24 protein-coding genes are annotated in these 24,890 nt (G+C 69.0%); 14 read left to right on the top strand and 10 right to left on the bottom strand.

All coding sequences use genetic code 11. From position 1 onward, the window contains the following. The first annotated feature begins 8 nt into the window (after nucleotides 1-8). The 4 genes from ACYQ5L_RS33645 to ACYQ5L_RS33630 all read left to right on the top strand — a co-directional run bounded on the left by ACYQ5L_RS33645 (nucleotide 9) and on the right by ACYQ5L_RS33630 (nucleotide 4,666). Nucleotides 9-443 (top strand): (2Fe-2S)-binding protein, encoded by a 435-nt coding sequence (locus ACYQ5L_RS33645; RefSeq protein WP_459962228.1) that lies wholly within the window; start codon nucleotides 9-11, stop codon nucleotides 441-443. Between the two features lie 181 nt (nucleotides 444-624). Beyond that, the gene (locus tag ACYQ5L_RS33640) at nucleotides 625-2,202 is read left to right on the top strand and encodes an FAD-dependent oxidoreductase (protein WP_459962227.1); all 1,578 of its coding nucleotides are present in this window, start codon (nucleotides 625-627) and stop codon (nucleotides 2,200-2,202) included. Then, complete coding sequence (locus ACYQ5L_RS33635) at nucleotides 2,202-3,203, top strand: proline racemase family protein (protein WP_459962226.1); 1,002 nt, start codon at nucleotides 2,202-2,204, stop codon at nucleotides 3,201-3,203. The genes ACYQ5L_RS33640 and ACYQ5L_RS33635 overlap by 1 nt, the downstream gene beginning before the upstream one ends. Nucleotides 3,204-3,295: 92 nt before the next feature. Further along, the gene (locus ACYQ5L_RS33630; RefSeq protein ID WP_459962225.1) at nucleotides 3,296-4,666 is read left to right on the top strand and encodes an amino acid permease; all 1,371 of its coding nucleotides are present in this window, start codon (nucleotides 3,296-3,298) and stop codon (nucleotides 4,664-4,666) included. Nucleotides 4,667-4,672: 6 nt separating this feature from the next. Here ACYQ5L_RS33630 and ACYQ5L_RS33625 read toward each other — a convergent pair whose 3' ends face one another. The 3 genes from ACYQ5L_RS33625 to ACYQ5L_RS33615 form a co-directional block, all read right to left on the bottom strand. Beyond that, entirely contained in the window at nucleotides 4,673-4,909 is a 237-nt protein-coding gene (locus ACYQ5L_RS33625; RefSeq protein ID WP_459962224.1) for a hypothetical protein, read from the bottom strand. A 113-nt stretch (nucleotides 4,910-5,022) separates the two neighbouring features. Then, the gene (locus ACYQ5L_RS33620) at nucleotides 5,023-6,315 is read right to left on the bottom strand and encodes an extracellular catalytic domain type 2 short-chain-length polyhydroxyalkanoate depolymerase (RefSeq protein ID WP_459962223.1); all 1,293 of its coding nucleotides are present in this window, start codon (nucleotides 6,313-6,315) and stop codon (nucleotides 5,023-5,025) included. A gap of 33 nt (nucleotides 6,316-6,348) precedes the next feature. Further along, nucleotides 6,349-7,674 carry an alpha/beta hydrolase family protein gene (locus ACYQ5L_RS33615; RefSeq protein WP_459962221.1) on the bottom strand — a complete coding sequence of 442 codons (1,326 nt, stop codon included), beginning with the start codon at nucleotides 7,672-7,674 and terminating at the stop codon, nucleotides 6,349-6,351. 257 nt (nucleotides 7,675-7,931) lie between these two features. Here ACYQ5L_RS33615 and ACYQ5L_RS33610 point away from each other — a divergent pair, with 257 nt between their 5' ends. From ACYQ5L_RS33610 to ACYQ5L_RS33585, 6 genes are read left to right on the top strand one after another with little or no spacing between them, the layout of a single operon-like run. Continuing rightward, a complete protein-coding gene (locus ACYQ5L_RS33610) occupies nucleotides 7,932-9,869 on the top strand; it encodes a helix-turn-helix domain-containing protein (RefSeq protein WP_459962220.1) in 1,938 nt (645 codons plus the stop codon). Between the two features lie 53 nt (nucleotides 9,870-9,922). Next, nucleotides 9,923-10,858: an acyl-CoA desaturase gene (locus tag ACYQ5L_RS33605; protein WP_459962219.1), complete on the top strand. Its 936-nt coding sequence runs from the start codon at nucleotides 9,923-9,925 to the stop codon at nucleotides 10,856-10,858. 8 nt (nucleotides 10,859-10,866) lie between these two features. Continuing rightward, nucleotides 10,867-11,127 (top strand): acyl carrier protein, encoded by a 261-nt coding sequence (locus tag ACYQ5L_RS33600; RefSeq protein ID WP_459962218.1) that lies wholly within the window; start codon nucleotides 10,867-10,869, stop codon nucleotides 11,125-11,127. Continuing rightward, nucleotides 11,124-12,011: a class I SAM-dependent methyltransferase gene (locus ACYQ5L_RS33595; RefSeq protein WP_459962217.1), complete on the top strand. Its 888-nt coding sequence runs from the start codon at nucleotides 11,124-11,126 to the stop codon at nucleotides 12,009-12,011. Before ACYQ5L_RS33600 ends, ACYQ5L_RS33595 begins: the two co-directional genes overlap by 4 nt. Nucleotides 12,012-12,013: 2 nt before the next feature. Beyond that, nucleotides 12,014-13,243, top strand: a complete 1,230-nt coding sequence (locus ACYQ5L_RS33590) for a cytochrome P450 (RefSeq protein ID WP_459962216.1) — start codon at nucleotides 12,014-12,016, stop codon at nucleotides 13,241-13,243. Then, on the top strand, nucleotides 13,240-15,015 hold the full coding sequence (locus tag ACYQ5L_RS33585) for a fatty acyl-AMP ligase (protein WP_459962215.1): 1,776 nt from the start codon (nucleotides 13,240-13,242) through the stop codon (nucleotides 15,013-15,015). The genes ACYQ5L_RS33590 and ACYQ5L_RS33585 overlap by 4 nt, the downstream gene beginning before the upstream one ends. A gap of 30 nt (nucleotides 15,016-15,045) precedes the next feature. On the opposite strand, the gene ACYQ5L_RS33580 is transcribed toward ACYQ5L_RS33585, so the two are convergent. Further along, the gene (locus tag ACYQ5L_RS33580) at nucleotides 15,046-15,615 is read right to left on the bottom strand and encodes a GlcG/HbpS family heme-binding protein (protein WP_459962214.1); all 570 of its coding nucleotides are present in this window, start codon (nucleotides 15,613-15,615) and stop codon (nucleotides 15,046-15,048) included. Nucleotides 15,616-15,782: 167 nt separating this feature from the next. Here ACYQ5L_RS33580 and ACYQ5L_RS33575 point away from each other — a divergent pair, with 167 nt between their 5' ends. Beyond that, entirely contained in the window at nucleotides 15,783-16,940 is a 1,158-nt protein-coding gene (locus ACYQ5L_RS33575; RefSeq protein ID WP_459962213.1) for a sensor histidine kinase, read from the top strand. Beyond that, on the top strand, nucleotides 16,940-17,581 hold the full coding sequence (locus ACYQ5L_RS33570; protein ID WP_459962212.1) for a response regulator: 642 nt from the start codon (nucleotides 16,940-16,942) through the stop codon (nucleotides 17,579-17,581). Before ACYQ5L_RS33575 ends, ACYQ5L_RS33570 begins: the two co-directional genes overlap by 1 nt. Here ACYQ5L_RS33570 and ACYQ5L_RS33565 read toward each other — a convergent pair whose 3' ends face one another. Beyond that, nucleotides 17,582-18,100, bottom strand: a complete 519-nt coding sequence (locus ACYQ5L_RS33565) for a TrmH family RNA methyltransferase (protein ID WP_459962211.1) — start codon at nucleotides 18,098-18,100, stop codon at nucleotides 17,582-17,584. A gap of 275 nt (nucleotides 18,101-18,375) precedes the next feature. Between ACYQ5L_RS33565 and ACYQ5L_RS33560 the strand changes: the two genes are divergently transcribed. Beyond that, the gene (locus tag ACYQ5L_RS33560; RefSeq protein ID WP_459962210.1) at nucleotides 18,376-18,987 is read left to right on the top strand and encodes a TetR/AcrR family transcriptional regulator; all 612 of its coding nucleotides are present in this window, start codon (nucleotides 18,376-18,378) and stop codon (nucleotides 18,985-18,987) included. Between the two features lie 28 nt (nucleotides 18,988-19,015). Further along, a complete protein-coding gene (locus ACYQ5L_RS33555) occupies nucleotides 19,016-19,798 on the top strand; it encodes an SDR family NAD(P)-dependent oxidoreductase (RefSeq protein ID WP_459962209.1) in 783 nt (260 codons plus the stop codon). Here ACYQ5L_RS33555 and ACYQ5L_RS33550 read toward each other — a convergent pair. The 5 genes from ACYQ5L_RS33550 to ACYQ5L_RS33530 are packed head-to-tail and all read right to left on the bottom strand — an operon-like array spanning nucleotide 19,741 to nucleotide 24,887. Continuing rightward, complete coding sequence (locus ACYQ5L_RS33550) at nucleotides 19,741-20,691, bottom strand: hypothetical protein (protein ID WP_459962208.1); 951 nt, start codon at nucleotides 20,689-20,691, stop codon at nucleotides 19,741-19,743. The genes ACYQ5L_RS33555 and ACYQ5L_RS33550 overlap by 58 nt on opposite strands. Beyond that, nucleotides 20,692-21,597 carry an STM4011 family radical SAM protein gene (locus tag ACYQ5L_RS33545; RefSeq protein ID WP_459962207.1) on the bottom strand — a complete coding sequence of 302 codons (906 nt, stop codon included), beginning with the start codon at nucleotides 21,595-21,597 and terminating at the stop codon, nucleotides 20,692-20,694. 5 nt (nucleotides 21,598-21,602) lie between these two features. Then, nucleotides 21,603-22,943, bottom strand: coding sequence for an STM4012 family radical SAM protein (locus tag ACYQ5L_RS33540; RefSeq protein WP_459962206.1), 1,341 nt, complete (start codon nucleotides 22,941-22,943; stop codon nucleotides 21,603-21,605). Further along, nucleotides 22,940-23,770 (bottom strand): STM4013/SEN3800 family hydrolase, encoded by an 831-nt coding sequence (locus tag ACYQ5L_RS33535; protein WP_459962205.1) that lies wholly within the window; start codon nucleotides 23,768-23,770, stop codon nucleotides 22,940-22,942. Before ACYQ5L_RS33535 ends, ACYQ5L_RS33540 begins: the two co-directional genes overlap by 4 nt. Next, entirely contained in the window at nucleotides 23,757-24,887 is a 1,131-nt protein-coding gene (locus ACYQ5L_RS33530; protein WP_459962204.1) for an STM4014 family protein, read from the bottom strand. Before ACYQ5L_RS33530 ends, ACYQ5L_RS33535 begins: the two co-directional genes overlap by 14 nt. Between the last annotated feature and the right edge of the window lie 3 nt (nucleotides 24,888-24,890).

The following is a 24,890-nucleotide window of genomic DNA, read 5'->3' as shown; positions in this document are numbered from 1 at the left end:
GTCCCAGAATGATTCCGGCAGAGCGCGATCCGGTCGGCCGGTCGGACCGCCCGTTGACCATCACCATCGACGGTGTCGCTGTGAACGGCGTGCACGGTCAGACCCTCGCCTCGGTGCTGCTCGCCGCCGACCGCTCGCACTGGCGCACCGGCCCGAACGGCGGCCGCCGCGGCGTCTTCTGCGGCATCGGCATCTGCTTCGACTGCGCCGCCACTGTCAACGGAGTCCCCGATATCCGCCTGTGCCGTCGCCCGGCCCGCGACGGCGATGTGATCGCCACCCAGACCCGCGAGATCGCCGCTGAATCCGGAGCGGCCGAGCCTCGAGCAGGCACGGCCACCAGGCCCCCGGACATGAGCACCAGAGCGGCCACAGCATACGTGGTTGCCACACAGCCGAATTCGGTGATCACGCAGCTCGGTTCAGCCGAAGGGGAGCGATGAGCAGGCATGCGGTGATGATCGGCGGCGGTCCGGCGGCCTCCGGAGCGCGCTTCCCCGGCGCTGTCGGGCACGGCCTCCGCGTGTCCGAGAAGTGCGTGCGGTGCAAGGCGGCCCACCCGCGCTGCGCGTTCCTGCTCCGGGCGGCGATCTACCGGGCCGAGCGGCATGAAGGAGGAGAACGATGACCAGACATGTAGTGGTGATCGGGGGTGGTCCGGCCGGAATGGCGGCGGCGGAAGCCGCGCTGCGGCACGGAGCGACGGTGACCCTCATCGATTCGAACGAGGCGCTCGGCGGGCAGTACAACCGGCGGATTCCGGCTGCCTTCGGGGTGCGCCGCCCATTCTCGATCGGCCATGGTTATCACGCAGCCGAGCAGCGCGCGCGGTGGCTCATGAAGCATCCGCGTTGCGAGTACCTGGCGTACGCGGCGGTCTATCAGATCGAGCGGCATGCCGAGGGTGGCTGTCCCGCAGTGCGATTGCTGCAAGGGGTCGAAGGCGACCAGCGGACGCATCGGGTGATTCAGGGTGATGCGCTGGTCATTGCCGCCGGAGCCTACGACCGGGTGTGCCCTTTTCCCGGCTGGGATCTGCCCGGCGTCTATACAGCCGGCGCCGCACAGACTCTCGCGAAGACGCAACGGGTGCTGGTCGGGCAGTCGGTGCTGGTATCCGGGACCGGACCGTTCCTGCTTCCCGTAGCCCAGTCGCTGGCTGGCGGCGGGGCGAATGTGCGCGCCGTGCTGGAGGCGAACCCAGGCCGCTGGATCGCCCGGCAGTGGGCCGCGCGGCCGTGGGAATTGCGGCACAGCGCGAGCAAGGCCGGTGAGCTCGTCGAGTACATCGCTTCCGGTGTGCGGCACCGCATTCCATTGCGTACATCGAGCGCTGTCATCGCGGTGGCGGGCGACGGTCGCGTGGAAGAGGCCACGGTGGCCCGCCTCGACGCGGACTGGACGCCCATTCCCGGCAGCCACACGACGGTGCCGGTGGACGCGGTCGCGGTATCGCACGGCTTCACCCCGCAGCACGAACTCGCGGTGGCCGCCGGTGCACAGCTGACGCCGGGCGGATTCGTGCGGACCGACCGCTCACAGCGAACCACCGCCGAAGCGGTCTGGGCGGCAGGGGAAATCACCGGCATCGGCGGATCTCAGGTGGCTGCCGTCGAAGGCCGGGTCGCTGGAATGAGCGCGGCCGGAACCGATCCGGCCTCCGATCGTGCGCTGCGCGCCCGGCACCACACGGCGCAGCAATTCGTGGCGCGGCTCGTGGCCGCCCACCCGATCCGCCCCGGCGTACTCGCTTGGTCGCGACCGGACACCGTTATCTGCCGATGCGAGGGCACCACTCGGGAGGCGCTGATCGCTGCTTGGAACCGCACGGCGGGCGACGGCTACCGCCCCGCCAAGCTCGCCACCCGCGCCGGGCTGGGTCCCTGCCAGGGGCGGATCTGCGCCGCGAACATCGACGCCCTGCGGAGCCGGGAGTGCGCAGCCGATCCGTCAGCGGCGCCCGGCGCTCGCGAATGCCATTCGGTGACAACGGGTCATACCGCTGACTCGGATGCTGGGGCGCTTGCGTGCAATCCGGCAGCGCTGCGGGTCGAGGTGGTCTCGCGTGATGTGGTGTGCCCGGACAGTGCCGGGACGCGTCCGCTGCCAGGCCTTGCCGCGGCCACTCCCGCCTGGCGTCCGCTGGCCGCACCCATCCGTCTTCGTGAACTCGCCGATCTCGACACCGAAGGACAGCACTGATGCGTAGCAGCATGATCATCTCCGCGATCGACACGCACACCGAGGGGATGCCCACGCGGGTGGTGACGGGCGGGGTCGGCGCGATCCCCGGCGACACCATGGCGCAGCGGCGAATTCACTTCATCGAGCATCTGGACGGACTGCGCAGGCTGCTGGTCAACGAGCCGCGCGGGCACGCCTCCATGAGTGGGGCGATTCTGCAACCGGCCACCACGCCGGACGGGCACTACGGTGTGCTGTTCATCGAGGTCAGTGGGCTGTTGCCGATGTGCGGGCACGGGACCATCGGGGTGGCGACCGCGCTCGTGGAGGCGGGGATGGTTCCGGTGACCGAGCCGGTGACCGAGATCCGCCTGGATACTCCGGCCGGCCGCGTGGTGGCCTCGGTGAATATCAGTGCTGGGCACGCGGATTCGGTGAGTCTTCGCAATGTGCCCGCCTACTGCGACAGCCTCGACAATGACGTCGAAGTGCCTGGGCTGGGCACGGTGCGCTACGACATGGCCTACGGCGGAAACTTCTACGCCATCGTCGATCCCGCCAAGCTCGGGCTGCCGTTCGATCGCGCCGAGAAGGATCGGATCGCGGACGCGGGACTGCGAATCATGCGGGCCGTCAATGAATTCCGGCGGCCGGTGCATCTGGAGGACGAGCGGATCTCCGGGTGCAAGCACGTGTTGTTCCTCGACCCGGCGTCCGAGCCCGCGCACACCCGCAATGCCATGGCCATCCATCCGGGCTGGTTCGATCGGTCGCCCTGTGGCACCGGCACTTCCGCGCTACTGGCCCGCCAGCATGCACGCGGCTTGATTTCCGGTGATCAGGTGCTGCGCAACGACTCGTTCATCGACACCACCTTCTACGCGAAGGCGGTCGAAACCACCACGGTCGGCGGGCATCCCGCGATCGTTCCGGAGATCACCGGCCGCGCCTGGCTGACCGCCACGGCCACCTACCTGCTGGACCCGTCGGACCCGTTCCCCGAGGGCTTCGTGTTCTGACCGCAACTGTTTCACTGATCACCACCTGAAAGGCCACGACAATGTCTGTCGTAACCCGCCGCCCCCGCACGCCCGTGACCAGGAGCGGGGTGATGCGGCGAATGCCGGTCAGCACCGCCGACACCGGCGATTTCAAGAAGAGTATGGGTCTATGGCAGCTGGTGGCGCTGAGCCTGGGCGGCCTGGTCGGCGCGGGCGTGTTCTCGCTGGCGGGTGTGGTGGCCAATGAGGTCTCCGGCCCGGCCGTGCTGGTGTCGTTCGCCATCGCCATTATCGCCTCCGGCGCGGCGGGCCTGTGCTACGCCGAATTCGCGGGCATGGTCCCCAAGGCCGGGTCCGCGTACACGTATTCCTATGTGGCCCTGGGCGAGATCATCGGCTTCATGATCGGGTGGGATCTGCTGCTGGAGTACACCGCCATCGTCTCGGTGGTCGCGATCGCGGTATCCGGATACCTGAACTACATCACCCACTACATCGGATTCGATCTGCCTACCTGGGCGCTCGGCGCGCCGGGCACGGGTGAGGGCCGCAAGGTGGACCTGTTCGCTCTGCTGCTCTGCCTGCTGCTGGCCTACCTGCTCTCGCGCGGCACCCGCGAATCCGCCCGCGTGCAAACCGGACTCGTCGCCCTGAAGATGCTGATCGTCGCCGTGGTGGTCATCGCGGGCGCCTTCCACATCAAGGCCGGCAACTACACCCCGTTCTTCCCGTTCGGCGTCGGCAGCGCGGTCTCCGGTGCGGCCCTGGCCTTCTTCGCCGTCTACGGCTACGACGCCATGAGCGCCGCCGCCGAGGAATCCAAGGACGGCAAGAAGCTCATGCCGAAGGCCATCCTCATCAGCCTCGGCATCGCCTCGATCGTCTACCTGCTGGTCTGCCTGGTCATCGTCGGCATGGTCAACTACACCGACATCGACGTCTCCGCCCCCTTCTCCAGCGCCTTCGACACCGTCGGCATGGGCATCCTCGGCCTGGTCATCGCCGTCGGCGCGGTCGTCGGCGTCACCACCTCCGCCTTCGCCAATATGCTCGCCGTCACTCGCGTCGGCTTCGCCATGAGCCGCGACGGCCTGCTCCCCTCCTATTTCGGCAAGAGCAGCGAACGCCGCAAGGTCCCCACCCGCGTCATCTGGCCGGTCGGCATCGTCTCCGCCCTCATCGCCGGCTTCCTCCCCATCCGCGAAGCCGCCGAACTCACCAACGTCGGCATCCTCATGGCCTTCATCGTCGTAGCGATCGGCGTCATCCGCCTCCGCAAGACCCGCCCGGACGCCGACCGCGCCTTCCGCACCCCCTGGGTCCCGCTGGTCCCGCTCATCGGCATCGCCTTCTCCCTCTGGCTGATCAGCCACCTGGACGTGATCACCTGGGTCCGCTTCATCGCCTGGCTGCTCCTGGGCCTGGCCCTGTATCTGGGCTTCGGCTACCGCAATTCGAAGCTGAACACCGCGGAGAACTGACTCGCCTCACGGTGCCTGCCAGATCACCGAATCCGGCAGGCACCAGCCCGAGGTACGGGTCGATTGCTCGCTGCCCTCGATGAGTTGTGCACCCACGCAGTAGTCGGCCGATTCGGCGTCGGGCCGGTGCTCGACAGCGGGAGCCGCCTGGGCCGAAGCCGCCACCAGTACGGTGGCGGCGACGGCCGTTACGGCCGCGGTGAGCGCGAGGGTGAGGCGGCGGGTGGATTCGATCATCGTCATGGCTGTGACGCTATGAACCGCGAGCACAGCGCCACCTCCCGCTGAAGCACGATTCGGCCCTGATACCCGGGAGCTAGGGGACTCGGGGGAAACCCCCGGCGGTGCGCCGATCCTCAGCACTTCTCCCAGTGGCCGGGGGAGGTTTCCTTGATCGTGCTCCGGGTGAAGGTGTTCCAGAGGCCGAGGTTCTGTTTGGAGCCGTTGGCGTAGGTGTAGCCGCCGGCGGCGTAGGCGCGGCCCGCGGTGGTGTGGGCGTAGTTGTTGTCGGTGATGCAGGCGGGGGCCGGGTCGGTCGTGGTCGGGGGAGTGGTCGTCGTGGGCGGGGTGGTTGTGGTGGGCGGCGTGGTGGTGGTCGGCGGGGTTGTGTCACTGGTGAGTTCGGCGATCATGGACATGATCGATTCCATCTGTTTGCCGCCATGCCAGGCGTAGGAAGCGTCGCCGCCGTAGCCCCACCAGTTCCAGCAGCCGTTGGGGTTGGTGGTGCTCGCGGTGCTGAGCGGGATGGCCTGCGGGTACAGGACGATCATGTTGTTGGTGTCGGCGTATTCGTTGAGGTAGGCGTACTTCATGAAGGCGTCGCCGAAGCCCTGGTAGCTGAAGCCCTGTTTGCAGCCGTGCAGGGCGACCATGAGGGTGCAGGTGGCGCCGTCGGCGCAGGATCGCGGGACGTAGGCGAATCCCTTGGCGTCCATGCTGATCGCATTCGCATTGCCGCCGGGAACGTAGGAGTTCTGATCGAACTGGACGAGTTTGCCGTTCAGGGCGGTGGCGGGGGCGTTGACGCCGCCGGTGAGTTTCGACAGCATGGCGCCGACCGGGTCGGTGTCGCAGTCGTTGACGAAGGGGCTGGCGGTGCCGGTGCAGGCGACCGGTCCGATGGGGCTGACCCAGGCGTGCCCGGCGGGACCGCTCTTGTCGTAGGTGACATTCGCGCCGAATTCCGAATAGTACGTCGCGAGATCATTGTTCACCGGTTCGAGCACGGTCTGGTCGCTGGTGCCGTGGTACAGGTAGACCGGATCGCCGGACAGGTTCGCAAGGGCGTCGACCTTGCCGGAGCCTGCCAGGGTGCGGGTTTCGGCGGCCAGTTCGGCGGGGGACTTGCGGGCGCCGTTCTGCATACAGCCCGTCTGAGCGCGCACGGCGTAGTCGAAGTCACCGGCGCAGCGGTACGGCCCGGCACTGAAAATACCCGCGCCGGAGAAGGTTCCGGAATAGGCGATGTGCAGCTGGTTGGCCATGTAGCCGCCGGACGATATGCCCGAGACGTAGATGGAATCGATATCGTAACCGTGCAGATCCTCCGGGGTGGGAGCGGGGACCGCGGCGAACGCGCCGGGCAGGGCCGTCGCCGATAACCCGGCGGCGACCGCCACCGCGGCCAGTAATTCTTTGAATCTCATAGGGGTTCCTCATCATTGGGGATAGAGCCTCGCTCAGCCCTGTAACGCACAGGTATTGGCGAGATCACCGCCGGTGGGACGCGGCAGCGTCGCGGTCGGCGGGGGCAATTGACCGGTCGCGGTCCAAGATTCGAGCGCTTCGAAGGCGCTGCGGAAGCACGGCAGCATGGGGCGCAACAGGTTCGAATGCTGGTCGTAGAGGCCGTCGACGTGATTGCCGCCGTCGATGCGGTAGTAGCGGTGCACGGATTCGCGGCCCTGATCCCGGATGAGCGCGGCGTACACATCGGAGTCGCGGCCGATGGGCAGCAGGGCGTCGAGGGTGCCGTGCAGGGTGATGAGCGGCCGCTCGATCCGGCCGGTGAGCGATACCCGCCGCATGGCGTTGTGGACGGCGGCCGGGCGGGTGGCGTAGTCGTAGTCGGCGTCGGAGCCGGTGTAGGCGGGATCGAATTCCTGCCGGTACATCCGTTGCGTGAGTTCCCAATAGGCGGTGTCGTGGTACTCCCACAGCGGTTCCGACGCGGCATCGAAACCGGCGTCCAGCACGGTATTGCGCGCGCCGGGATCCTGCGCGAGGTCGGCGTAGCCGCGCAGCGCCGGCGGCAGGAAGCTCAGCAGGTTGGCCCCATCGGCCTGCCAGAGACTGCCCTCCCAGTCGACGCCGCCGTCGTAGAGCCACGGCGCGTTCTCCAGCTGCCAGCGGACCAGGTAGCCCGCATTGGAGATCCCGGCCATCAGGGTGTTCCCGGCGGGCCGCCCGTAGCGCTGCGCCACGGCGGTCTGGGCGGCAATGGTCAGCTGGGTGACGCGGGTATGCCATTCCGCCACCGCATCTCCGGGCGCGACGCCGTCGCGATGGAACTCGGCGCCGGTATTGCCCTTGTCGGTGGCGGCATACGCATAACCGCGGGCCAGCACCCAGTCGGAGATGATGAAGTCATTGGCGTACTGCCGCCGGTTCCCGGGCGTGCCCGCCACCACCAGCCCGCCGTTCCAGTTGTCGGGCAGGCGAATCACGAACTGGCTGTCGTGATTCCAGCCGTGATGGGTGTTGGCGGCGGAGCCGTCGGGGAAGTAGCCGTCGATCTGCATACCGGGAATCCCGGACGGATTCCGCGCTCCACTCGGATGCAGCCCCGCCCAGTCGGCGGGCACGGTATGCCCGGACGCGATGGTCCCGGCGGTGGTCAGATCGGCGAGACAGGCGGCGATCTGCGTCTGCGCACCCACCACCAGCGGCGCGGGGCATTGTGCGAGACGCACATCCGGGGGCGCGGGCAGCGTGGCGTATCCGGCGATCACCGCCGTTCCCGCGAGCGCGGCGATCAGGGCGGTCAGGCGGCGAAGCGACGGCATCGAACTCCTCCTCGAGCGGAAATGCCGGAAATTCTGTTCACCGTGCGGATCCGGAGCCAGGTGGCGGCGAGCCATATTGGGCGCGGGCGATGTGGTGGGGGTCACCATTGGCCGGATCGGCTCTTACGGCAGGAAGCGATCGCGGAGTATGTGGTTCTGGTGGATATTCGGGGCCTTGGATATATGGGGTGACCACATCGCCGTATGACGGTGAGCGGCCTAGGGTTCCGCAGTATCGGGTGATTGCGGGAGGCAGTGTGGCGCGTCCGGGAACGGCGGCGAGCTGGGAGATCTTCTTCGGGCTGCTCGAACGCGAGGCATCGGCCGTGGAATTCGAGGCGCCGGTGTTGGAAGCCCGCGCCGCCGGTGTGGCGCCCGCGCACCTGGCCGAATTGGAGTCCGCCAAACTCGCCGCGCTGCGGGTGCGGGCGCTGCTGGAACGCCGCGCCCGCCGGGAGGCCGAGCTGGCGGCGCTGTTCGACACCGCCAGCGATCTCGCCGGCCTGCGGGACGTCGATGCCGTCCTGCAGGCCATCGTGCATCGCGCTCGGCGGCTGCTGCACGCCGACGTCGCCTATATGACCCTGCCCGATCGCGACCGCGGCGACACCTATATGCGCGTCACCGACGGCTCCGCCTCACAGCAATTCCGCATGACCCGGCTGCAATTGGGCGCGGGCCTGGGCGGTCTGGTCGCCCAGACCGGTATGCCCTATTGCAGCGCGGACTATTTCGCCGACGACCGCTTCCAGCACACCCCGGAGATCGACGCCGCGGTGAAAGACGAAGGGCTCGTGGCCATTCTGGGCGTGCCCATGCGGCTGGGCGATCAGGTGATCGGCGTGCTCTTCGCCTCCCATCGCAGCGTGCGGCCGTACGGGCCGGAGGAGATCGCGCTGCTCGGCAGTCTGGCCGCGCACGCCACCATCGCACTGGACTCCGCCCGCCTGCTCACCGAAACCCGTTCCGCCCTGGCGGAACTCAGCGCCGCCAATGCCGCCATGCGCGCCCACTACATCACCGTGGAACGCGCTGCCCAGGCGCACGATCGCATGACCAATCTGGTGGTGCGCGGCGGCGGGGTGAACGAGGTCGCGGCCGTGGCCGCGGACATTCTCGGCGGCCCGCTGGTGGTCCTCGATGCCGAGGGCCGCCGCCTGGCCGCCATCGACCCGCCGGGCGCGAGCGCCCGCGACCAGCTCGACGACGACCATCTGCTCGGCGAGATCATGGCCAAGGCGGGCAAACTCGGCCGCACCGCCCGGCTGCGCGATCTCTGGGCCGCACCGGCCGGGGCCGGCAGCGAACCGCTGTGCACCATGGTGCTGCAGCACAGCGAGGAGCTCTCCGGCTCCGATCAGCGCATTCTGGAGCGCGCCACGCTGGTCACCGCGCTGCTGCTGCTGTTCCGCCGCAGCATTGCCGAGGCCGAGGGCCGGGTGCGCGGCGAACTGCTCGACGATCTCCTCAATGGCCGCGTCCCCGATCGCGAAGCCCTGCACAGCCGCGCCACCCTGCTGGGCATCGACCTCACCCAGCCGCACGTGCTGGTGGTCGTGGACCACGGCCCGCAGCGCCGCCCCGCCGCCTGGACCACCGACCACGCTCTGTCCCGCCACGGGCTGGCCGCCACGCGCGGCGAGCACACCATCGTCCTGCTACCCGGCTCCGACCCGACCGCCGCCGCCCGCCAGCTCTCCCGCGAATTGACCGGCGCGCTGGGTGTTTCCGCCACCATCGCGGGCTCCGGTCCGGTGGATCTGCCCACCGCCGCCGCCTCCGCCTACCAGGAGGCCCGCCGCTGCATTCAGGCCCTCATCGCCCTCGGCAAGGAGGGCACCACCGCCAGCGCCGACAGCCTGGGGTTCGTCGGGCTGCTGCTGAGCCGGGGCGCCGACGTCGGCGCCTTCCTCGACAGCACCCTCGGCCCGGTCCTCGACTACGAGGACCGCCGCGGCACACCCTTGATCCAGACCCTGGAGACCTATTTCGCCAGCGGTTGCAACCTGACCGCCAGCGCCAAACGCCTGCACATCCACGTCAATACCGTCACCCAGCGCCTGGAACGCATTACCGCGCTGCTCGGCGCGGACTGGCAGCATCCCGATCGCGCCCTGGAGATCCAGCTCTCGCTGCGCCTGCATCGCCTGCGCGAATCCGCCGTCCTCACCGACCGAATCGAACCATTGCAATAGGCAATCGCCCGGTCCGGGACCGAGGCGCCGTGGATAGCCTTGCGGTGCACTCGATGTCGAATCGTGAGGGTGAGATGACCGCGAAGACCATCAGCAATCCCTATATCCATCGATTGCAGCAGCGGCATTTCCTGTTGTTCGATGTGCTGCCGATTATCGGCACCGCCGTCGCATTCGCGTTTCTTCTGGTGCGGCCGTTCGGGTGGCTCGAATTCTGGCTGCTGTTCGCCATGTGGGTGATCACCGGGCTGGGAGTGACGGTGGGATATCACCGGCTGCTCACCCATCGGACGTTCAAGACGGTGCCCTGGGTCACCGGGATGCTGGCCGTCTGGGGATCCATGGCCTGTCAGGGACCGGCCATCTCGTGGGTGGCGCTGCACCGGCGGCATCACGAATTCAGCGACCGGGAGGGCGATCCGCATTCGCCCAACCTCTCCGGGTCCGGATGGCGCGGGATACTGCGCGGACTCGCGCACTCGCATTTCCTGTGGATGCGCCGGCACGAATACCCGAATGTCGTGCATTACGCGCCCGACCTGCTGAAAGACCGCAACCTGGTGCGGATTTCGCGACTGTACCACTGGTGGGTCGGCCTGGGCCTGCTCATTCCCGCGGCCGTCGGCGGCCTGGTGACACTGAGCTGGACCGGCGCGGTGAGCGGCCTGCTGTGGGGCGGCCTGGTGCGCATATTCGTGCTCGAACACATTGTCTGGGCGATCAATTCGTTCCTGCACATGTTCGGCACCCGCCCCTACGAATCCCGGGAGAACAGCCACAATGGCGGCGTCTTCGCCCTGCTGACCTTCGGGGAGGCCTGGCACAACAATCACCATGCCTTCCCGGAATCGCCGTCCTTCGGATTGCAGTGGTACCGGCTCGATCCCGGCTACTGGCTGATCAAGGCGCTCGCCTTCCTCGGACTGGCCCGGGATCTGAAGATTCCCTCCGATGCCCGTATCGAAGCCAAACGAATTCGAATCCAGTGAGGAACACCGTGGACACCAGTAAAGAAGCCATTGTCGTGTGGTGCCAGGAATATCTGGCCGGACTGCTGGAGGTGCCGGCGACCGATATCGACCCCACCGCGGATTTCGATCGGCTCGGCATCGATTCGGCGGTGGCCGTCGCGCTGCTGATGGAGGTCGAGGAGCGCTACGGGGTCGACCTGTCGCCGGAGGAGCTGTACAAGCATCCGACGCTGGCCGCCGTCGCCGACTACGTGCGAGCCACCGCGGGGACCGTGGCACGGCCATGACCGCGCCGGCCGAGGACCGGGCGGTCGCGGCGGCGGCCGCCATCCGGCATCACTACGACGTCGACGCCGAGTTCTACCGGTTGTGGCTGGACCCCACGGTCACCTACTCCTGCGCGCTGCGCGAGAACCCCGGCGACACACTCGAAGTCGCGCAGCGGAACAAGCTGGACTTCCACTGCGCCGCGGTGCGGGCCGGGCGGGCGCGGGCGGTGCTGGATATCGGCTGCGGGTGGGGCTCCACGCTGCGCCGGCTGGCGCTGGAGCACGGCGTCGCGCGCTCGGTCGGGCTGACCCTCAGCCCCTCGCAGGCCGAATACATCACCGGCCGTGCGTATCCCGGTGTCGAGGTGCGGACCGAGAACTGGATGCACTACGAGCCGGATACACGGTTCGACGGCATCATCTCCATCGGTGCGTTCGAGCACTTCGCCCGGCCCGCCGATACCACCGCCGAGAAGATCCGCGTGTACTCGGATTTCTTCGAACGCTGCCGCGGCTGGTCGACGGCCGACGGGGCACTGTCGCTGCAGACCATCGTCTACGCGAATATGGACAGCGGGCACGCGAATGCGTTCATCCAGCGGGAGATCTTCCCCGAGGCCGAGCTGCCCACCCTCGCGGAGATCATGACGGCGGCCGAGGGGATCTTCGAGGTGCGCACGCTGGTCAACGGGCGCGACGACTACGCCTGGACCTGCGAGCAATGGGCCCGGCGGCTGCGGGAACAGCGGGCGGCGGCCACCGAACTCGTGGGTGACGAGATCGTGCGGCGGTATCTGCGCTATCTCACCATGTCGGCGCTCGGTTTCCGGATGGGCAAGATCGGGCTGGTGCGGATCGTGTTCCAGCCCTATGGGCGTGGGCATTTCGGGCAGGCGGGATGACCATGCGGGCGACGACGGGTTCGCGGCGAATCACGTTCAACCCCTTCAGTTCCGGGTTCCGCCAGGATCCCTATCCGCACTACCGGCAACTGCGCGAGGCCCGGCCGGTGCACAAGACGCTGGGCATGTGGGTGCTCACCCGGCATGCCGATGTGCGTGCGGTGCTGCACGATCGCTCCTTCAGCGCGGCCCTCATTCCACAGCAGATCAGCGCCCGGACCGAACGATTCGGCCGGCGCGAGGCCGGCCGGATCGAGCGGCTCGGCCGCACCTCGCTGGTCTTCACCGACAATCCCGAGCACGCCCGCCTGCGCGCCCTGGTGAACGGCGCCTTCACCACCCGCGCCATCACCGCCCTGCGCCCCGCCGTCGCCCGCATCGCGACGGAACTACTGGACCGGACCGGCGACTTCCTGGACCTCATCGCGGATTTCGCCGCGCCGCTGCCCATCGCGGTCCTCTGCGAATGGATGGCCCTGCCGCCCGCGGCCCGCACCGCGACCGGTCCCTGGACGCACGATATTCGCTTCCTGCTCGAACCCGGCCTGCTGAAGATCACCGATCTGACCCACGTCAATGCCGCCATCGACGGGTTCACCGAGACCTTGCGCCCGGTCATCGCCGAGCGCCGAGCCGCCCCGGGCGAGGATCTGATCAGCCGTTTGGTCACCGCCCGCACCCAGGGCGGCGATACGCTGACCGACGACGAGGTGACGGCCCTGTGCATCATGTGCTTCGTCGCCGGCACCGAAACCACGAAATCCCTGATCGGCAATGCCGTCCTGGCCCTGCTCCGCTATCCCGCCCAAGCGGCCCGGCTGCGCGCGAGCCCGGACCTCGTACCCGCCGCGGTCACCGAAGCGCTGCGCTACGACTGCCCGCTCCAGCTCACCAAACGCCTCGCCACCCGCGACCTCGACATCGGCGGCGAGCGGATCCGCGCGGGCGATCAGGTGCTGCTGTGCCTGGGCGCGGCCAATCGCGATCCGGAAGTCTTCGACCGCCCCGACGTTTTCGATGTCACCCGCCCCGGCGGCGCCCACCTCGCCTTCGGTCACGGCATGCACGGCTGCCTCGGCGGTGCGCTCGCCGGACTGCAGGCCGAGATCGCCCTTCGACTCCTGTTCTCCGCGGACCTGGAACTGCCGTCCACCGATATCGACTGGCAGGACCACAGTTTCATCCTGCGCGGCCCGAGCCGCCTGCCGATCGCCCTCCGGAGGTTCCCATGACGAGCACGCCGATGACCCGGACGGTCGCACCCGGCTGGGAGGCGCTGCTGCGGCCCGCCCTGCTGCCGGATGTGCTACGGCAGCGGGCGGCCGAGGAACCGGATCGGACCGCGTACATCTTCCTCGACGAGACCGGCGCGGAGACCGATGTCCTGACCTATCGTGAGCTGTACCGCCGGGCCCGGATCGTGGCGGGACTGCTGCGGTCGATGTGCGCGCCCGGTGATCGTGCGCTGCTGGTCTTTCCGCAGAGCCTGGACTTCATCGTCGCCTACTTCGGCTGCCTCTACGCGCGGGTGCTCGCGGTGCCGGTGCAACCGCCGCGGCGCGACCGGATCCAGGAGGCGACGCGATCCATTGTGCGCGACTGCCGGCCCGGCGCCGTGCTGACGCTGGAGGCGATGATCGAAACCCTCCGACCCGCAATAGATCCGATCGGTGGGTCGCCGCAGTGGCTCGCTGTCGATCAGCTGCCGGCCGGGGACAGCGGTTTCGACCCCGCGCCGATCGACGCGGATTCGATTGCCTTCCTGCAATACACGTCCGGTTCCACCGCGAATCCCAAGGGCGTCATGGTCTCGCACGGGAACCTGGCCGCCAATCAGCAGATGATCCGCGAGGCTTTCGGCCACGACGAGAATTCCACCTTCGTCGGCTGGACCCCGCTCTTCCACGATCAGGGCCTGATCGGAAACGTATTGCAGCCCTTGTACATCGGATCGACCTGTGTCCTGATGTCGCCCGGGTCCTTCATTCGCAGGCCCCTGCTGTGGCCGACGGCCATCTCCCGCTATCGCGCTCACACCAGCGGCGGCCCCAATTTCGCCTTCGACGCCTGCGTCACCCACGCCGCCCTGGCCGGTGTGCCGGACCTGGACCTGAGCAGCTGGCGAGTCGCCTACAACGGCGCCGAACCGCTGCGCGCCGACACCCTCGGCAGATTCGCGGAAGCCTTCGCACCGCACGGCTTCCGCGCGACCTCGCTGTACCCCTGCTACGGCCTGGCCGAGGCGACGCTGCTCGTCACCGGCAGCCGGCCCGGCCAGGGACCCCGCACCTTCGAGGCCGATACCGAAGCACTCCGCGACGGCCGCGTCATCCCCGCCTCGGACCCGCGCTCGGAAAACCTCCCCAGCCGGATCCTCGTCAGCTCCGGCCGCATCCTGCCGAACGAGGACGTGCGCATCGTGGACCCCGGCACCGGCCTCCTCTGCGCCCCCGGCCGGGTCGGTGAAGTGTGGGTCGCGGGAGATCAAGTCGCCCAGGGCTATTGGGAGAACCCCGAAGCCACGGCGGAGACCTTCCAGGCTCGTTGCCCCGACCGCCCCGGTTACCGCTACCTCCGCACCGGCGATCTCGGCGTCAGCATCGACGGCGAGCTCTATGTGGTCGGCCGCCGCAAGGACCTGATCATCATCCGCGGCCGCAACCACTACCCCCACGACATCGAGCACACCGTGCAAACGGCTCACCCCGCCCTGCGCACAGGCGGCTGCACCGCCTTCACCGTGGCGAGCGCCGATCCCGCCGTACCGATCGCGGAGACCGAAAAGCTGGTCGTGATCCAGGAAATCCACCGCGACCACCTCGACTCGGCCGACCCCGCCGACATCCGCGCCGCCATCAAATCGGCCGTCCTGCGCGAACACGACCTCGCCATCGGCGACCTGCTCCTCATCCGGCCGAACCAATTGCCGAAGACCAGCAGCGGCAAGCTCATGCGCGCCGCCGCCCGCACCCGCTATCACGCCGTTTCCTTCGACCCCTGGTGAGCGCGGCGTGGCACTGATCCTCTCCGCGGACTACTGCAGGACCGCCACACCGGCTCGGGCGAACTTCTCGTCCAGGTCGCCGCTGGGCGCGCCCGCCACGCCGATGCCCGCGATGGGTGCGCCGCCCTTGGCGTCGACGGGAGCGCCGCCGGCCAGGAAGAGGGTGCCCGGAATGTCGGCGAGATGCGGTGCGGAGTTCAGGCGCTGCGCCAGCTCGGAAGTGGGCGCGTTCCAGGAGACGGCGGTGAAAGCCTTGCGCTCGGCCGAGTCGGGGGACTGCGGGCCCGCGCCGTCGCCGCGCAGCAGCACGATGGTGTTGCCATTGCGGTCGACCACGGCCACGGTGACGCGCTGATTCTCCTTGGCGGCGGCGTCGAGGGCGGCCTGGGCGGCCTTGGCGGCGGCCGCGACGGTGAGGTGGGTGGACTGGAGGAGGTTGGCGTCGGCGGCGTCGACCACCACGGGGGCCTGGGCGGCCGGGTCCGGATTCTCGGCGTTCACGGTGACGACGCCGATCGTTCCGGCGGCGAGGACGGCCGCCACCGCGCCGCCGATGATGGCCTTGGTGCGGGTGGGCATCTGCTGCGCTGTGCTGTTCATGCTTCCAGCCTCACGCCGGAAACCGGAGTTGCCATCGGTGTACCGGATAGCGATCCGAGGCGATCCGGCCGACGGCCGTGTCATCCGATCGGCTGATCCCGGTCCCCCTCCGGCACGGCAGAATGGTGATGTTTGACCAGTTCAGTACGGGCCGAGGAGGTGAGCGAATGTCGATGCCCACATCCTGGCGCGACGATTCGCGGCTGCTCGGCACCATCGTGCACTGCGCGTTCTATGTGTTGCTGGCCGCCTCGGCGCTGCGCTTCCTCATCGCGCATCACGAGAGTCCGCGCGCACCATGGGTGATCGCGCTGTCGGCGCTGCTCGCCGGACTGTATGTCATCAGCGAGCTGCGCGAATCCCGCCGCGTGCTGTGGTTCGCACTGCTGGTGCTCGCCTGGGTGGTGCTGGTGCTGTCCGCGCCCAGCTTCGCCTGGTGCGCGGTGCCGCTGCTGTACACGGGCTTGCGCATCCTGCCGCTGCGCATCGCTCTGGCGCTGGTGGTCGTGCTGACCGCGCTGGTGGTGGCGACCCAGCTCCGGCTGGCGGGCTGGGCCGATCCGAATCTGCTGCTCGCGCCGCCCGCCGTGGCCGCCATCAGCACCGCGCTGTTCGTCGGCATGCACCGCCAGACGCGACGGCAGGCGGCGCTGATCGACGATCTGCGGGCGACCCGCCGCGAGCTGGCCGCGACCGAACGCCGGGAGGGCACGCTCGCCGAACGCGAACGGCTGGCCATGGAAATCCACGACACCCTGGCGCAGGGGCTGTCCAGCCAGCGCATGCTGCTGCAGGCGGCGGACCGGATCTGGGAGACGGATCCGGAGCAGGCGCGCGACCATGTCCGCAGCGCGGCGGGCGTGGCGGAGCAGAACCTCGCGGAGGCACGGCGTTTCGTCCACGACCTGGCCCCCGCCGAGCTGGCCGCCGGCGGGTCGCTGGTGGCGGCCCTGCGGGCACTGGCTCAGCGGGAGAACGGATTCGAGGTGCGCGTGCACGTCGAAGGCGATCCGGTGGCGCTGCCCGGGCGGGTGGAGGCGACGCTGCTGCGAATCGCGCAGGGCGCGTTGGCGAATACGCGCGAGCACGCGAACGCGAGCGCCGCCGTCCTGACCCTCAGCTATCTGGGTGATCAGGTCGTGCTCGACATCTCTGACGACGGAAGGGGTTTCGACCCGGCAGAGCCCGGTGACGGCACCCCGTATCGCGGGCACGGGTTGCCCGCCATGCGGGCGCGACTGAGTCAGCTCGGCGGCGGTCTCACCATTGAATCGGCACCGGGCGACGGTGCCGTGGTGTCCGCCGCGATTCCGCTGGAGGTGTGATGACAGACGTGAAAACCCCTGTCCGCCTGGTGATCTGCGACGATCACGCAGTGGTGCGCGCCGGGCTGCGGGCGCTGCTGGCCAGCGCGCCCGGCATCGAGGTCGCGGGCGAGGCCGGGAGCGGCCCGGAAGCGGTCGCCCTCGCGGAGCGGCTGCGGCCCGATGTCATCCTCATGGATCTGCAACTCGGCGGCGAGATGGACGGCATCGAGGCCACCCGCCGCATTACCGCCCTCGGCGCCGGTGCGCCGCGCGTGCTGGTCCTCACCACCTACGACACCGATGCCGACATCACCCGCGCCATTGCCGCCGGAGCCACCGGTTATCTCCTCAAAGCCGAACGGCCAGAGGAGCTTTTCACCGCCGTACACGCCGCCGCCCAGGGCCGCACCGCCCTTTCCGCGCCCGTCGCCGACCGCATGATGACGCGCATGCGCAATCCGCAACCGGGTCTCACCCCGCGCGAACTCGACATTCTCGAGCAACTGGCGCACGGCCTGGGTAACCGGGAGATCGCGCGCGCCCTGCACGTCAGCGAGGCGACCGTGAAGACCCATCTGGGCCGCATCTACGACAAACTCGGCGTCGACACCCGCGCGGCCGCCGTCGCCGTCGCCAAGGAACAGCGGCTGCTGACCTGATCAGCACAGCCCGGCGAGCTTGTACAGCACCAGCGATCCCGCCACCGCCACATTGAGACTGTTCCCGGTGCCGACCATCGGTATCTCGACCGTCAGATCGAGCTGCTCGAGCCCCTCGGGCGGAATTCCACTGCCCTCGTTGCCGAGCACCATCACGGTGCGGCGACGCGCGGTGGGAAGGTCTGTGAGACGGATGGATTCGTCGGTGAGCTCCACGCCGATGAGCGCGGAACCGCCCTGCCGCTGGCGTTCCAGCCAGCGGTCGGCGCGGCCTTGGATCCAATGCACGCAGGACCGCTGTCGCAGCGTATTGCCTCTGTCCAAAGCCTCTGGGACCCACGGCAATCGAGGCACGGCCAAGCACGCGCCGGTCGCATCGCAGGTGCGGAGCAGCGTGCCCAGGTTGACACCGTGTTTGGGCCACAGGGGTGCGGCGATGAGGTGATTCCAGCAGCCGTGGGCGCGGGGCCGGCGATCGCGGCGGAGTTCCGCGCGCGTGCGCAGCCGCGCGGCGGTCACGGGTGAGCGGGAAGACCCTTCCCTTGGGGGAGAACGAAATTCATGAGAGCGATGCTTCGCGGCGCATCGGGGCCATCGTCGGGAAAACGATCTGTGCCACCTCATGATAGGTCACCGGTCATGGGTACGAAGTCGTCCCCTCCGGCGACTCCGTACCCACGGTGGTGCCGCCGAACCAGATGAACAACGAGCCGGTGAGCACTGGAACGTTAACATGAACGTGAATCATGTTCATATTCTTTGCGTAGGAATGTGCCGTGAAAGGATGACCAGCCGTGCCCACCGAAGGACTTCGCCGGCGCGCGCCCAGTCAGCAACGCAGCCGCGCGCGGGTCGATCGGATCCTGCGGGCGGCCCGGGAACTGCTGGAGGAGAGCGGCCCGGCGGCCGTGACCACGCGGGCCGTCGCCGAGCGCGCCGGCGTGCCGGTCGCCTCGATCTACCAGTACTTCGCCAATCGTGAAGCGGTGCTGCAGGAATTGACGCTGCGCAGCGTCGGCGGCATCGACGCCGACATGTCGGCCCGCATGGCCGATCTGCGGGTCGGCTCCATCGCTGATGCCGTGGACCAGATCGTGGCGCTGCACCACGCGCTCTATCGCTCGCATCCCGAGGTCGTCGCGATGTACTACGTGCGCCGGGAATCCGGGTTGTTCCCGGATCCGCGCGAGCACCGCCGCCGGTTGGCGGCCATGGTGCACAACTTGCTGCTCGACCGCGGGTTGCTCCGCCCGGATACCGATCGCCTGGTCACCGAGGTCGCGGTGGAGCTGGGGGATCGCCTTCTCGAACTGGCGTATCACCGTGACCGAGCGGGTGATCCGGCCATTCTCGCCGAGGCGCGCCTGGCCATGACTCGCTACCTGGAGGCGTACGCCGCGTCCTAGGATTGCCCATGGAAACCGAAGGGCGCAGATGAACAACTCACTCACGGGCCGGGTAGCGCTCATTACCGGCGGCGGCCGCGGCATCGGGCGCGCCACCGCACTCGCCCTGGCCGAGCGCGGGGCGGCGGTCGCGATCACCTGGGCGCGGGACGAGCAGTCCGCGAAAGACACTGTCGCACGGATCGAATCCACCGGCGGCAGTGCGCTCGCTGTGCACGCCCCGGTCCAGGATTACGAGGCGGTCGAAGCCATGGTCGGGCAGGTGGTTTCCGAGCTGGGGCCGATCGGCATCCTCGTGCACAATGCGGGCATCGCCAGCCGCGGCAATACCGTGGCCGACACTCCCATTGCCGAAGTGGAGAAATTGCTCCAGGTCCATGCCTTCGGCCCGCACAATCTCACCCGCCTCGTGCTGCCGTCCATGCGGCACTGCGAGCGCGGCGACATCATCATGATCAGCAGCGTGGCCGCGCACACGCTGGGCGCCAATGGCGCGCCCTACAACATGGCCAAGGCCGCGCTGGAAGCGCTGGCCCACACCCTCGCCAAAGAGGAGGCGGCCAATGGCATCCACGTCAATATCGTCGCCCCGGGCCTGGTGGCCACCGATATGGGCGACCGGCTCACCGCGGCGGTCACCGGCGGCGCCGCCCGCCACGCCGCGGACCTCGACGCCGCCTCCGCCTTCGGTCATGTCTGCCGACCGGCCGAGGTCGCCGATGTCATCGCCTTCCTGGTCTCCCCGGCCGCCGGTTACCTCACCGGCCAGCGCATTGTCGTGGACGGGGGCGCCAGCCCGCACCGGCCGTAACCGGCGGCCCGGCTCTTAGCACGCGGCCGCGCGCCGCACCGCGCGCACGTCTGCCACGGGCAGCGGGCCGAGCCCGGATATCGTCGTACCCGTTGTCGTTCCACGAGCCGGTCAGAAAGCGGGGTCAAATGCACTGGGACCAGATGACCGCCACCCCCGACCACCTGCGCGTCAGCATCGCCCGGCTGCGCGGCGGCGCCATGCAGCAGGACATTCTCGAGGCGCTGCTGGCCGCCACCGACGGGCCCTGGGTGGGCATGCTCGACGCGGACGCGCGCTACACCGCCGAACTGAAACTGCACCTGGTGGGCCGCTACCGGCTCACGGCCGCGGTGACCAGCGCCGGCAAGCTGTCCCTCGCCCAGCTGACCGACCTCACCTCCGGCAGGCCCAAGGACAAGGTCCTCTCCACCAAGACCGCCCTCCGGCAGGGCTTCGACGACGAGAAGATGCCCAAGCCCCCCGCCTGGCTGGCCTACATCCAGGAGTGGATCCGCAATGCCAGCGCCGTGGTCGACCGCCGCGCGGTCATCGAATACCACCTGCGGGGCGCCGACCGCCGCCTGGCCGCCATGGACGACACCATTGCCGGCATGCGCGCCAGCCTCGACGAACGCATCCACCTGCGCGACCAACTGGCCGCCGAAATCGCCGATCTGCGAGCCGAACTCGAACCGACCGGCATGGGGGACGTGCCACCGGCCATCGTCGACGCCGCGGGCGCGCCGCCCTTCGCCGCCGATGCCGCGGATGCGATGTCCGGCACGGCCGGTACCGCGGATGCGATGCCCGACACGGCTTGCGCCCCGGATGCGATGCCCGGCTTGGCCGACGCCGCCGACACGATGTCCGACGTGCCCGCCCTCGTGGACGCGATGCCGGCGGTCGCTCATTCAGCCGATGCGATGCCTGTCGTCACCACCGCCGTGGACGCTGAGTTCGAGGTCGACGAGGCCGGGAGCGGCCGGGATGCGTTCCAGGACTCCGCCCGCGAAAACGTCGTAGAGGGGGAGGGTTTCGAGGTGGACGTAGCCGATGTGGCAGTCGCACACGGCGAGGGGGCAGGGGCGCGGGGCGAGGGCGTTGCGGTAGGAGCCGTCGTAGAGGTTGCCCAGGATGTCGCGGACGAAATGGCAGCGGCGGACGACGCCGTCGCCGTCGACGGAGACGACCGTGGAGCCGGTGCGGCAAGCCCGGCCGGCGGAGGCGTGGGCGTGACGGCTGAAGGGGAAGAGCGGATCGAGAGCAGCCCAGACGGCGGCCTCGGGATCGGTGTAGGCGTGACCTTCGGCGGCGTTCACCCATAGATAGACGTGTTCGGGGAGGTCGGCGCGGAGCCTGCGGGCATGCGACAGATGCTCGGGGAGGCCGACTATGCCGACGCTGAAACGGATGCCCGCGGCCGCGAGTTCTCGCGTTTTCGCGAGGAAGCGGTCGTAAGGCGTCTGCCCCGGGTGGTAGGTGCACCAGAGCGCGACGGTTTCCGGATCGGCTTCGGCGAGCCAGTTGGTGCGGCAGCTGAGGTTGGTCTGGATGGCCACGCGTTCGATATGCGGCTCGTGGGACAGGTCGATCAGGGCGCGCCGATACCAGGAGCGGACGAGGCCCTCACCCCACGGGGTGAAGAGGATCGACAGCCGGTCGCCGGTCTGCCGCCGGGCCCAGGCGGTGAAGCGGTCGAGGGCGTCGCGGTCGGCGCGCAGCTGAGCGGTCGAGTCCCGGCGCTTGGCGAACGGGCAATACGCGCAGTCATAGTCGCAGGAGGACAGCGGGCCGCGATACAGCAGGGTCAGATCCACGGGCGCTACCGGAGTTCGTAGGCCGACATGGCCGATCTTACTGCGGGAGAGAAGAATTCGGGGCCGATCGCATCGGAGTAGGACAGGCCCGCCGGCGTCAGCCGCAGGTGTGCGGCCACCGGATCGGCCAGCCAGCCACGCTCGGCCAGCGTCCGCAGTTCGATGGGGAAGTCCTGATAGGGCGCGGTGCCGAAGCGTTCCCGGTAGTCGGCGGCCGCGAAACCTGCGGCCTGCAACAGGGATTGCAGCAGGAACCTGCGGCGCGCCTCGTCCTCGTCGATGGCACGGCCCACCATGGCGCGGCTGAAATCCGTTGTGGTGGTGTACTCATCGATGATCGCCCGGACCTCGCGCATGGAAACCGCGTAGTCGAACGAGTAGTGCAGACCCGACGTGTAGGAGCGGGCGCCACAGCCGAGGCCGATCATGCCGTCGGTCTGGCAGGCGTAATCGTCGGGCCCCTGCGGCGGGGCGTCGCGGCGGCGGAACATGCGCATGGAGACCTGCTCGTACCCCTGGGCGAGCAGATGATCGCGCCCCTCGCAGTACAGCCGCAGTCGCTGAGCGTCCCAATCCCGTTCGGACACCGCGGGATCGGCATGGCGATCCAATCCGGTCAGCGGGCGCACATACAGCGGATAGAGGTAGATCTCCTCCGGCCGCCAGGCCAGCGCCGCATCCAGGGACTGCCGCCAGCTCGACGAGCTCTGGCCGTCGATGCCGTAGATGAGATCGATATTGAGAATCGGGATCCCGGCCGCGCGGATCCGGCCGAGGGCGGCCTCGACCTCGGCGCGGCGCTGCGGCCGCACGGCCGCGCGCGCCTCCTCGTCGACGAAGCTCTGCACTCCCAGGCTCACCCGCGTGGCCCCGCGCTCGGAGAGCACGGCCAGCCGGTCCGCGGTCGCCGTCGCGGGCGAGGCCTCGACCGACAGCAGAATCGCGCGCAGATCCGCGCCCATCACCAGTTCGGCTATGTCACAGAGCCTTTCCAGCTCACCGGCATCGAGAAAGGTCGGGGTGCCGCCGCCGAAGGCCGCGTTCGCGAAGCGCACCGGCTCGTCGTCGCCGAGCGCCTCCCGCACGGCGACCGCCTGGCGGGTGAGCGCGTCGAGATACCGTCCGGTCAAACCGCCGGGCGCGCCCACTCGGGTGAAGAGGTTGCAGAATCCGCACCGCACCTCGCAGAACGGAATGTGCAGATACAGCGAGAGCGCCCGGCGCGGTTCACCTTTCCAGAGATCCGCCAGCGCCGGCCGCGGCCGCAACGGCCGATACGCCGTCTTGTGCGGGTAGGCATAGACATAACTCTGATAGGGCCTGGGCGAAACGAGTGTCGCGGTCATGCGGAAGACTCCAGAGGATCCAGGGAGAAGTGACCGTACGGAACGGTCCATACGGACTCGTGGCCTAGGCGGTGCCCGGTGAAACCGTCGTCCCCGTAGGCGGTGCCGTGATCGGAGCACACGATGGCGAAACACCGGCGGCGCGAACGCATCGCATCGAACAGCCGGGCCACGTGACGGTCGATGTACTCCAGGGCGGCGGCATGCGTGGCCCGGCTGTCCCCGGCCGCGCGGGTCGCGCCCGGCAGGTAGAACCAATTGGGCTGATGCAGCGCGGAAGCATTGAGGAACAAGAAGACCCGCTGCCGTGCGGGCAGTTCGGCCACCACCTTCTCCGCCCGCGTCACCTGCTCCTCGAAGGAGGTCGGGGAGGCCACCGAGAATCCCGATTCCCAATGACTCTCCGCGAACAGCCCGGGCAGCACATTCCCCAATGCGCCCTGCTTGTTGAAGAATCCGACGCCTCCGATGCACACCGTGTGATAGCCCCGCGCCGCCAGCGCGGTCACCAGATCCGGTTCGTCGAAAACGAAGGTGCCGTCCGCGGTCGTCTCACTGCCCGCGAAACGTGCGGCGAACAGCCGGGGATGCGGACCGGGCGTGGCCGGCGTCGGCAGGAATCCGGCGAAGATGGCCTGATGCGAGGCATAGGTGAAATTGCCCGGCGCATGGCGCTTCTCCCATCCGGAGGGCGGCAGGTGTGCCATCAGATTGGGCAGCCGGCCCGCCTCCGCCAGCTCGACCGCGACGTCGTAGCGCAAGGTGTCCAGGGTGAGCAGCAGCAGGTCGTCGCGGCCGACCACCTCGTTCATATCAGGCCGGTACATGCGGGTGCTCCTGTGAAAGTCGTTGTGGTGCAGCGCTGTACAGGCGCTGTGCGGCCCGTATCTGTGCCGTGTAGGTATCCAGCCCGGCCGCCGGTCCCTCCGGCAGCCCCGTGAGCCGCGGCAGCAGATCGCCGAAGGCGTTGACCTCGCCGACGGCGAATCGCCGCCAGCCGGTCGCGGGCAGCAGATCCACTCCCACGCACAGTGTTCCGGGAAAACACGCGGCGGCCTGTTCACAGATGGCCAGCGCCTCCGCCCAGCGCTCACCCGCTGCGGCGCGCACCATCGCGAGATCGCCCCGCCGCCCGCCCAGATGCAGATTGGTCAGCGGCGCCCGGCTGGTCCGCACGACCGCGTGGGTGGCCCGCCCCGCCACGACGAGCACCCGCAGATCGGCCGCCCCGCCGCCGAGAGACGCCTTGGGCAGCCATCGTTCGATGTGCAGCCCGTCGGGTGCGAGACGATCGACGATCGCGGCGACCTGCCGCTCCTCGGTGTACCGGCGGATCTTCAGCGAATTGTGCAGGCCCCCAGCCGAATCCACTTCGACGGAGGTGGTGGCCTGCACCCGTCCGGTGCGGGTCGTCTCGATTGCGAGCACCCCCGACGCCGAGGAGCCGTGCGCGATCTTGACGAAGGCGCGGGGCATACCGCCCGTCCGCATCAGTGCACGCACATCGGCCCAGTCGTGCACCGGTTCCCGCGCACCCGAGGTGGGGGAGGGCGGTACCGGCACGCCGGCGTCCGCCAGCCGCGCATGGCACAACCGCTTGTCGAAAAGGATGCCCACCTCGGCGGGATCGTCGAGCCGGATCCCGCCCCGCAGTGACCGCACCGCGTCCAGGAATCGCGCGTACCAGCGCGCCGAACCCTCCACGCGCGTCGGCTCTTTCACCCCGCGCAGCAGTTCGTCCATTTCCGGATCCTCCCCTGGTGAGTCCAAGCGCACGAGCTCGTCGGCCGCGAACTCGTGCCCGCCCGCACGCAGGACGTCCCGCCACCGCACCACGCGCGGCGTCACCAGCCCGGCCGCCTCCGCCGCCGCGAGAAACATCCGCACCCGCCGGTTCTCGCCATTGCCGACGACGACCCACCGATACGGAAACCCCTCCGCCAATGC

This window comes from Nocardia sp. IFM 10818, from assembly GCF_054655275.1.
Note: the sequence above shows the minus strand (reverse complement) of the source record. Positions and strands in the feature narration are given on the sequence as shown.